Annotated in this window: 8 protein-coding genes; all 8 read right to left on the bottom strand. The window is 44.2% G+C overall.

All coding sequences use genetic code 11. The features are described 5' to 3' along the window. Nucleotides 1-928, bottom strand: a 928-nt coding sequence (locus Q0413_RS01565; protein WP_298986598.1) for a hypothetical protein, incomplete at its 3' end; no start/stop codon positions are given. Between the two features lie 152 nt (nt 929-1,080). Next, the gene (locus tag Q0413_RS01560; RefSeq protein WP_298986595.1) at nt 1,081-1,743 is read right to left on the bottom strand and encodes a hypothetical protein; all 663 of its coding nucleotides are present in this window, start codon (nt 1,741-1,743) and stop codon (nt 1,081-1,083) included. Nucleotides 1,744-1,852: 109 nt separating this feature from the next. Beyond that, the gene (locus tag Q0413_RS01555) at nt 1,853-2,551 is read right to left on the bottom strand and encodes a hypothetical protein (protein WP_298986592.1); all 699 of its coding nucleotides are present in this window, start codon (nt 2,549-2,551) and stop codon (nt 1,853-1,855) included. 108 nt (nt 2,552-2,659) lie between these two features. Further along, entirely contained in the window at nt 2,660-3,253 is a 594-nt protein-coding gene (locus Q0413_RS01550) for a hypothetical protein (RefSeq protein ID WP_298986589.1), read from the bottom strand. A gap of 497 nt (nt 3,254-3,750) precedes the next feature. Next, entirely contained in the window at nt 3,751-4,515 is a 765-nt protein-coding gene (locus Q0413_RS01545; RefSeq protein ID WP_298986586.1) for an ABC transporter ATP-binding protein, read from the bottom strand. Continuing rightward, nucleotides 4,499-5,479, bottom strand: coding sequence for an iron ABC transporter permease (locus Q0413_RS01540; protein WP_002951064.1), 981 nt, complete (start codon nt 5,477-5,479; stop codon nt 4,499-4,501). Before Q0413_RS01540 ends, Q0413_RS01545 begins: the two co-directional genes overlap by 17 nt. Then, on the bottom strand, nt 5,479-6,525 hold the full coding sequence (locus tag Q0413_RS01535; RefSeq protein WP_298959227.1) for an ABC transporter substrate-binding protein: 1,047 nt from the start codon (nt 6,523-6,525) through the stop codon (nt 5,479-5,481). Before Q0413_RS01535 ends, Q0413_RS01540 begins: the two co-directional genes overlap by 1 nt. A gap of 241 nt (nt 6,526-6,766) precedes the next feature. Then, entirely contained in the window at nt 6,767-7,534 is a 768-nt protein-coding gene (locus Q0413_RS01530) for a hypothetical protein (RefSeq protein ID WP_298986583.1), read from the bottom strand. Between the last annotated feature and the right edge of the window lie 786 nt (nt 7,535-8,320).

Genomic DNA, 8,320 nt, shown 5'->3' with positions numbered 1-8,320 from the left:
GGAGTGTAACGGAGAGGTTACACTCCTTTCTTATATTTACATTTATTACGCGGGGATGTGCCCCGCGCGTGAAACGACAAGGAGGGCGGTTATGCAGCTCGATGCGCGGCTGGCGGCAATCGCAGCGCTTGTTCCGCACGGAACGGCACTGGCGGACATCGGCGCTGACTTCTGAAGCAGGCATTTTTGCGGTATCTGCGCTCGCCTTGGAAGCGGGCTTTTTCGCATCGTCCGCGTCCGATTTCTTAAAAGCGGCGAGTTTGCTGTAAATGCTCGGTTTTTCGCCGTCCGCACCTAGCTTGGCGCCGTCAAACTCACTAGAATTTTCCGCGCCGCATAACCTTGCGGGGTTGAATTTTATCCACGCTATGATTAGCAAAATCCCCGAAAATGCCGTTACCAGCGACGCTGCGATTAGATACGGCAGAGCGAGGATTACGCCTATTTTAGCTAGCGCGCCCAATGCCGCTTCGCAGGGCCACGTCACGGACACCACTATGCCGTAGATTTTAAATAAATCCACGCCGCTAAGTGTGGCTAGGCGGCAGTTTAATACGCCCCAGATTATCACCGCTGCGCACGTCGAAAGGACGTAGAGCAGGGTGTAGAGTAGACCTAGCATCGCGCCCTCTTTTAGCGCTACTACCATGGCGCAGTAGCACAAAATCGCGACGATCGGGATACTTTCTATCAGTCTATAGGTCTTAACGAAGCGCACGCCTAGCGCCTTTTCTAGGCAAACGAAGCAGTCGTAAAATATCGCTAGTGTCGCTAGCAGCGCTAAAACTCTAAAAATCGCGACCGCGTCCTCGTCTATGCTGCTTACGCCCACCGTGCCGCTTACGCCGATGCCTAGCAAAATCACGGCACCTAAAACTCCGCGGAATTTCGCCTTGCGAAGTAGATCTTGCTTTGAAATTTCTTTCATTTTTATCCTTTGAATTTTCTAAATTTACGCGCTATCTTGCGGCTTTGCTGCTGCGGCGGCGCGCTTGACATTGCTATATAACAGCGCGGCTTTGGACGTTGCGGTTTAGACTTGCAAAAGGCGTGGTCGCCGCAAAACGAAAGCGCTTCGGCTTAGGCGAGCTTTTCTATCTTGCTCCAAGCTAGCAGATGCACGATGCCGGTTATTATGAGGGCGGCAAACGGCAAAAATTCCTTCAACGATGTGATGACTAAAGCCGCAACCGCATCGTCAGTTTGCGGCTTGGAATTAGCCAAGCCGAAGGGTCCCGCGCCGCACAGTATATTTAGCGCTAAAAACCCCACGCAGAGCCACACGTAGATCCGAAAGGTCATCACGCCGCTTACGCGCGCAAGCGAAAAATTTATGCGAAGCCACGCTACGATTATGTAGATTGCGGCTGCGGGTACCGCTAAATTCCATATTGTCTCTCCTGTTGTCTCTCTAACCATCTCTTCTCTACAAGAACTTATCGGATGAAATAATGAAAACACCGAGATGCAGATGAAAACAATTATGCAGTTGCGGTAAAGCGCCGCCGCTTTTATGCCGCTAAGAGTTGAAATTTTGCGGAGCGCTCTTAGCCTATAAATCACCGAGAAGCAAATAAAAGCGATAAAAATTCCACCTATGATCACGATATTATATGGATACCCCGGTATGCCCTCAAAAACAAAGTCTATCGCCATCAAAACCACCGGTAACGCCGCTAAAAACAGATCGATGCCGGTGCTGATCATCCCATTTTTTCTTGCCTGAGATACGGTGTCTTGCACATCGTATAACTCCTTTTAAAAATTTATTTCAATATGCAAAAAGCAGATGTAAAACGCTAATCAAACCGGAAAGAGCGAAATTTCATCGTGACGAGAGGTTCGCGAAATTTCAAACCTCCGCGCTTATCTTTTCTATCTTGCTCCAGGCTAGTAGGTGCACGATGCCAGTTATTATGAGAGCGGCAAACGGCAGGAGCAGTTTAAGCATTACGACAGCAATAGCTAAAGCCGAGACCTGCTCGGTCCGCGGCTCGGAGGAAATAGCTATAGCAATAATCGCTGCATTGCATAGTATATTTAGCACAAAAAGTCCCACACAGAGCCACACATAAGTCCGAAAGGTACTCACGCCGCTTACGCGCGCCAAAGAAAAATTTATGCGAAACCATGCGACGATTATGTAAATAACGCCTGCGAAAAGCGCTAGTCCAAATATCGCCGCAAATGGATTATCACTCTGCCCGCCGTCTGCGTCAGGCTCCCTCGGATAAAGGTAATTGAGCACGAGCGCTAGCGCAAAAAAGCAGACGCAGATTATTATGTAGTTGCGATAAAGTGTCGCTGCTTTTATGCCGCTAAGCGCTGAAATTTTTCGGAGCGCCTGCAATCTGAAAAATGCCGAAACACAAATAAAAGCAATCAAAATTCCGCTAGCGATATAATTTATCATCTCGTCGTCAAGGCGCCATGGCTCGCTGAAAGAGACATAGCCTACCACGATAAAAACCACGGGTAATGCCGCCAAAAACAGATCGATGCCGGTGCTGATCATCCCCTCTTTTCTTGCCTGAGATACAATGAATTGCATATATAAACCCTTTTTAAAAATTTGACCCGAAGTATATATAAACAAGCATAAAATATAAATTAAACCGACAAGATCGGAATTCTATCGCGACAAGATATTTGCGAAATTCTAAATGTTTACGCTTATCTTTTCTATCTTGCTCCAGGCTAGCAGGTGCACGATGCTAGTTATTGTGAGGGTTATGGGGAATATCAAATTGTATAGTGCATTTAATGGAAAAAGGATGACGCAGAGCCACACATATGTCTCAAAGATCCCCACGCCGCTTACACGTGCTAGAGCAAAATTTATGCAAAACCACGCTACGATCATGTAGATTGCGCCTGCAAACGCTATCAAAATGCACAATATCATTGCCAAATGCTTGTGTGAGATCGATAAAGGAATCGATAAAAAAATGCTTGTTATGGCAATGACACAGATGCAGACAATTACGCAGTTGCGGTAAAGCGCCGCCGCTTTTATGCCGCTAAGCATTGAAATTTTGCGGAGCGCTCTTAGCCTGAAAAATACCGAAACACACAAAAGAGTAAAAATAATTCCGCCAGTGATATAGGTAGCCGTCTTGTTGGTGCTAAGCCCCAGTATGCCGCCCGTGGCAACATCGAGTGCAACTAAAGCCACGAGTACCGCCGCTAAAAATAGATCGATTCCAGTGCTGATCATTCCCTCTTTTCTTGCTTGAGATACGAGATTTTGCATAATAAGCCTTTTTAAAATTTATCCCGAAGTATACATAAATCGATGTAAAGCAGGAATTAAACAGATAAATTTAAAATTTCAAAATTTCGTCGGGGCAAGCTTGTAGGCTGCGGAATTTCAGAATTTCAGGAATTCTACCAGAGCGAGAATAAAATTCCGCCACGGGATTTTAAAACGAAATTCCATCTATGGATTTGCAGGGTAGAATTTCGCGGTGGAATTTCAAAATCTCAAGCGATAGCATACTTTCATAGCACGCTTTGAAAGTCAGCAAGCCACAGGTAGAATTTCGCTATGAAGATTTCTACTCGGAATTCCGCGGTAAAATTTCACTATGGAATTTAGACTGGAATTCTATGGCAAAACCTCGATATAAAATTTTAATCAGAATTTCAAGACGGCATTTCAAGACAAAATTCTACGATTTAAATTTCACTCAAAACAAAATCCCGCGATTTAAAATTTCGCGCCGATTGATGAGTTACTTTGTCGCGCCGCTACTTCACCTGCGCGCTGAAAATTTGCGTGATGCTGGGGATTTGCTCGCCCGCAACGTCAAATTTCGCCGTTTTGATCTGTACGCCGTAGAGCGAGCTAAGCGCGGCTTCGGTTAAAATTTCGTTACTTACGCCGTAGTTGTAGCTAAGATCATTTCGCAAGATCAGTGTGCGATCGGCGACTGCAAGGGCGTGGTTAGGCTGATGAGTGGTAAAAACTATGCTCGCATCGCTATTTGAGCGTAGATTTGCGATGAGGCTTAGCACGCGGTCTTGGTTTTTGATATCAAGCGCGCTGGCAGGCTCGTCCAAAAACAGCACGTCGCTGCCGCTAGCTAGGGCTCTAGCAAAGAGCACGAGCTGCCTCTGCCCGCCGCTGAGGGCGTTAAAGCTGCGCTTTTGCAGATGGGCGACGCCTAGCGTATCCAGAGCGTCAAGGCAGATTTGAATATCCTTTTTGCCCGGTTTTGAAAAGAGCGAGATCTCGCGTACCCGCCCCATCAGTACGATGTCAAGCACGCTGTAATCAAACGCGACGTTAAAGCTTTGAGGCAAGAAAGCAAATTTTGCCTTGCGCACGATCTCGCCTTCTTTAGGCTGCAAAATCCCCATCATACACGACATTAGCGTACTTTTGCCTTGCCCGTTTAAGCCCAAAATCGCTAATGTTTGAGAACTGGCAAGCTCGAAGTTTAAGTTGCGAAAGCAGAATTTTTCCGCCTCGTAGTAAAAGCCAGCATTTTTTACCTCAATTAGATTTTGCATTTTTGGCACTCCTTTTTAGAAGTAGGGCAAAGATCGGGCTTCCGATGAGAGCGGATAGAATTCCTAAAGGAATTTCGGCGCTACTTAGCGAGCGAGATAGATCGTCGATTGCCAGCATAAAGATCGCTCCTGCGATGAAGCAGGCAGGCATTAGCTTCACGTGGTCGCTGCCCGCGATGAGCCTGGTGGCGTGCGGCACTACAAGACCTACCCAGCCGATATTTCCGCTGACGCTAACTTGTACGGCGATCAGAGCGGTGCAAAGCGCTAGGATAGTGCAGCGCAGAAACTTAACGTCCACGCCTAGCACGCGCAAATCATCATCATTTAGGCTGAGTAGATTAAACCGCCATCTCAGCGCGATTAAGACTGCAGAAGCGGGCAGGGCGATCGCGCACATCAAAATTACTTTATCATATCCTGCGCTTACGAAGCTTCCTAACAGCCAAAAGACGATATTAGGCAGCACTTCCTCATCGTCTGCCAGATACTGCACCAAGCTCGTAAGTGCGGCAAATACGCCGTTAATGACTATACCTGCTAAAATGAGCGAGAAAATATCGGCGCGTGCTACGAATTTCGCCAAAAGATAGAGCAAAAATAGTGCCGCAAGCCCGAAGCAAAATGCAAAACCCGCAAGCCATAAGCCGCTCAATCCTAGCAAGATACAAAGCGCGCCGCCGAATGCCGCTGCGGTGCTAACGCCTACGATGTGCGGGCCAACGAGCGGGTTTTTAAATACCGCCTGCAAGCTCAAACCCGCGATAGCAAGCGCTCCACCGCAAAGGCTGGAGAGTAGAATGCGCGGAATTCTAACATCTAGCATCACACTTTTGGCGGCTTCATCGCCGCCTCCGCTAAAGAGAATTTTAAAAATTTCTTCTAACGGTATATGAAACTGCCCACTAGCGAGCGAGATTAGCGCCAGCACTACCCAAAAAAGAAGCAGGATTACGTTTAGCATTATTTTTGATATTTGACGCGGTAAAATTTCTCGTAGAATTCCTCTACTTTTTTATCAAAGTTTGCGTCCTTAAAATTTTGCGGATAAAGTTTCATCGCAAGCCATTCCTCACCAAGCGCCATTGCTTCGGCAGTCGGATGACCCCATGCCTTAACGAATTCGGGCATTAGATAAATTCTATCCTCTTTCACGGCGCTAAGACCTTTTAGCGCAGGGTTTGCCTTAAGTTCGGCAGGTACTTGAGGATAGCGGTTTTGCACTAAGATAATCTGCGGATTCCATGCTAAAATTTGCTCCGGCGAAACCTGCTTGTAGCCCTTTATATCTGCAGCGGCGACGTTCGTCGCACCCGCTCTTGCTAACATTACGCCAGTATATTTGCCGCTACCGTAGGTCGTAAGATCAGGATTTGCCATATAAACTCTAGGTCTTTTATCTACGATAAAATTGCTAAATTTGGCATTTAAATCAGCTTGCGATTTTTTAACGAAATCTATTAGTTCAGCGGCATCCTTTTCGTGATTGCTTAGTTCGCCTAGAATTTTAACCCCCTCGTAAAAGCCCTCATCGTAAGCAGCGAAGCTATCGCGCTCATCTTTAAAGGTCGGATTTAGCTTAGCTTTTTCCTCTTGTGCAGAGCTAAAAAACGAAATGCCTACGACTGGGATTTTTAACTCCTCCATTTTAGCGATATATTCTTTAGGGAAGTAGTTTACTACTACGACCGCATCGGGCTTTAGACTAAGCAGAGCTTCGTAATTGACATCTTTGATATCGCCTGGATTAGGTAGGTTTTTAAAATTAGGTGCCAAACGATTATACTCTTTGCCTAGGCGCTGCTCCCAGCTTTTTAGGATGCCTACGACCTTATCTTGGGCGTTGATTTCGTTTAAGACATTGAGCGCTTCGTGGTGTAGCACGACGATACGATTTACTTGATCCGGGATTGTGACCTTGCGACCGAGCTGATCGGTAATCGTGCGATCTGCAAAAGCCAGGCTAGCGCAAAGCGCTGCACCAAGAAGGATTGAGTGAAGTTTAAGCATTTTTTCTCCTTGAAAATTCCGCAAAATATGCGGGATTAGAATAGCGGAATTATAGCTGATCGGCATAAAATCCAGATAAATTTTTATATAAATTTGATTTTGTCGTGGGGGATTTCAAATATTTTTGCAAGGCGGAATTTTGCGATTTTACGCAGAATTTTGCTAGTAAAAATTTTTACCCGTCTCCTCTAGGCTAACCGGATACTGCCCGGTACCCAGCGATACCGATTAGTTTTTTGATTTATTTTGCAGGCGTCGTCCATAAGTTTTTATTCCAAAGCTCTGCGCCCGAAATGCCTTTAATCCTAATCCAGGCGATAAGTTCTAAAATTTCAGATAAAAGGATTATAGCGAGTACAATGTACGCTGTGGTTGCACTACTCATTTCCGGTAGTTTAATAAACGAATTAATGATTTCTACAAGTACTAAAGATATAAAATATAACCACGCGTAAGCATAAAAAATTTTACTCTTAGTGGCTTCTCCTAAGTAGCAATATACTATTGCCGGGGCTATGGTGCTGACAATCTTAAACGCTGTAATCGTTACATACCAAATGGTAACAAATTGCGTCTCTTTAATCTCTATAGAGTGATTAAGTCCTATGGCCATAGCCGCTAAAATGCAATAGAATGCCTCCACGAAAGAGCCGCCTCGCTCATGTAAGGTATAATTTAGAGTCTCTAAGCTCACAATATTATTATTCATAGAATGTGGTAAAAGCGAAATAAATACGATAGCCCAAAGCACTCGGGCGATAAAGTTAATCAAATACGCCCTAAAGACCTTACTATCAGAGATATCCGAGATCATTTTGGTTGCCGACAGCTTAAAGCTCATCGAAGTAAAAATCACGGCGACGATTGCGGCCGCGGCGGCGAAAAATCCTCTCATCGTAATATCGTGCAAAAACTCGCAACAAGCCCAAATGATCAGGTAGCAGCAGATCGATAAAACCCTAGAGGTTATGCCGCGGAATTTTATGGCGTCTAAAGTGTTGCGATTCATTTTTTACCTTTGGATTTTTAAAATTTATGGCGTAGGTTATACTTGCGGGATTTGAAATTTAGATAAATTTATAAACTGCGTATTGCTAAATTTTGAAATTCGCATCGAGCGCAAGAAAAAATTTGCTAAGAGCAATACAAGGGGAGGGCGCAAGTAAAATTTGAATGGAATTAATCTATTTTGCCTAAAAAGTTAAATTCTAAAAGAGGGCAAATTAGGAATCTGTGAGTAAATGCAGGGCAATTTAGCTTTTGCGCTAGTTAAATTATGAAATTTTTATTTTATCCCGCACAATGTGTCCATATCTAGAGCAATCGACTTTAAATTTAAAAGCTAAATGAAGATAGGCAAAACAAATTTGAGTTTCTTTAAGTCGATATACGATAAATAGTGTTGAAAAGCGCCATAATCCCCATAATCTTAGATATTTTATATTGAAAACTATAATTTTCAAGTAAAAATCTAATACAAAATTCACGCATAATCATATGAATAATTTCATGTATTTTTAACGCATTTGTTGTTTTATTAATGGTTTTTATTAGAAGAATTTTACATATTATCGTGACTTCAAATGAAATCAGCAGGATGATATGTTTTTGCAAAAATTAAAATAGATAAAAATATCCGAGTTGGGTGGAAATGAAATTTCGCTTATGGTAAGGAGTTCGAATTTTAAACATGGGAAGTTATGCCCCTGAAAAACGCCCTCTTTTATTCAATAACTAGGCGCATTAAATACATATCCTCGCCGTCGATTACGCTGATTTCGGAGCTTTTGCAGCG

It is taken from the genome of uncultured Campylobacter sp. (assembly GCF_938045465.1).
Classification (GTDB): Bacteria; Campylobacterota; Campylobacteria; order Campylobacterales; family Campylobacteraceae; genus Campylobacter_B.
The sequence above is the reverse complement of the archived record's forward strand: the minus strand, read 5'-3'. Positions and strand labels throughout refer to the sequence as shown.

Excerpts from the sequence above, each read along its gene's own strand:
- Q0413_RS01550 (WP_298986589.1), bottom strand. The coding sequence starts at position 3,253 with ATGCAAAATCTCGTATCTCAAGCAAGAAAAGAGGGAATGATCAGCACT.
- Q0413_RS01555 (WP_298986592.1), bottom strand. The coding sequence starts at position 2,551 with ATGCAATTCATTGTATCTCAGGCAAGAAAAGAGGGGATGATCAGCACC.
- Q0413_RS01540 (WP_002951064.1), bottom strand. The coding sequence starts at position 5,479 with ATGCTAAACGTAATCCTGCTTCTTTTTTGGGTAGTGCTGGCGCTAATC.
- Q0413_RS01535 (WP_298959227.1), bottom strand. The coding sequence starts at position 6,525 with ATGCTTAAACTTCACTCAATCCTTCTTGGTGCAGCGCTTTGCGCTAGC.
- Q0413_RS01530 (WP_298986583.1), bottom strand. The coding sequence starts at position 7,534 with ATGAATCGCAACACTTTAGACGCCATAAAATTCCGCGGCATAACCTCT.
- Q0413_RS01545 (WP_298986586.1), bottom strand. The coding sequence starts at position 4,515 with ATGCAAAATCTAATTGAGGTAAAAAATGCTGGCTTTTACTACGAGGCG.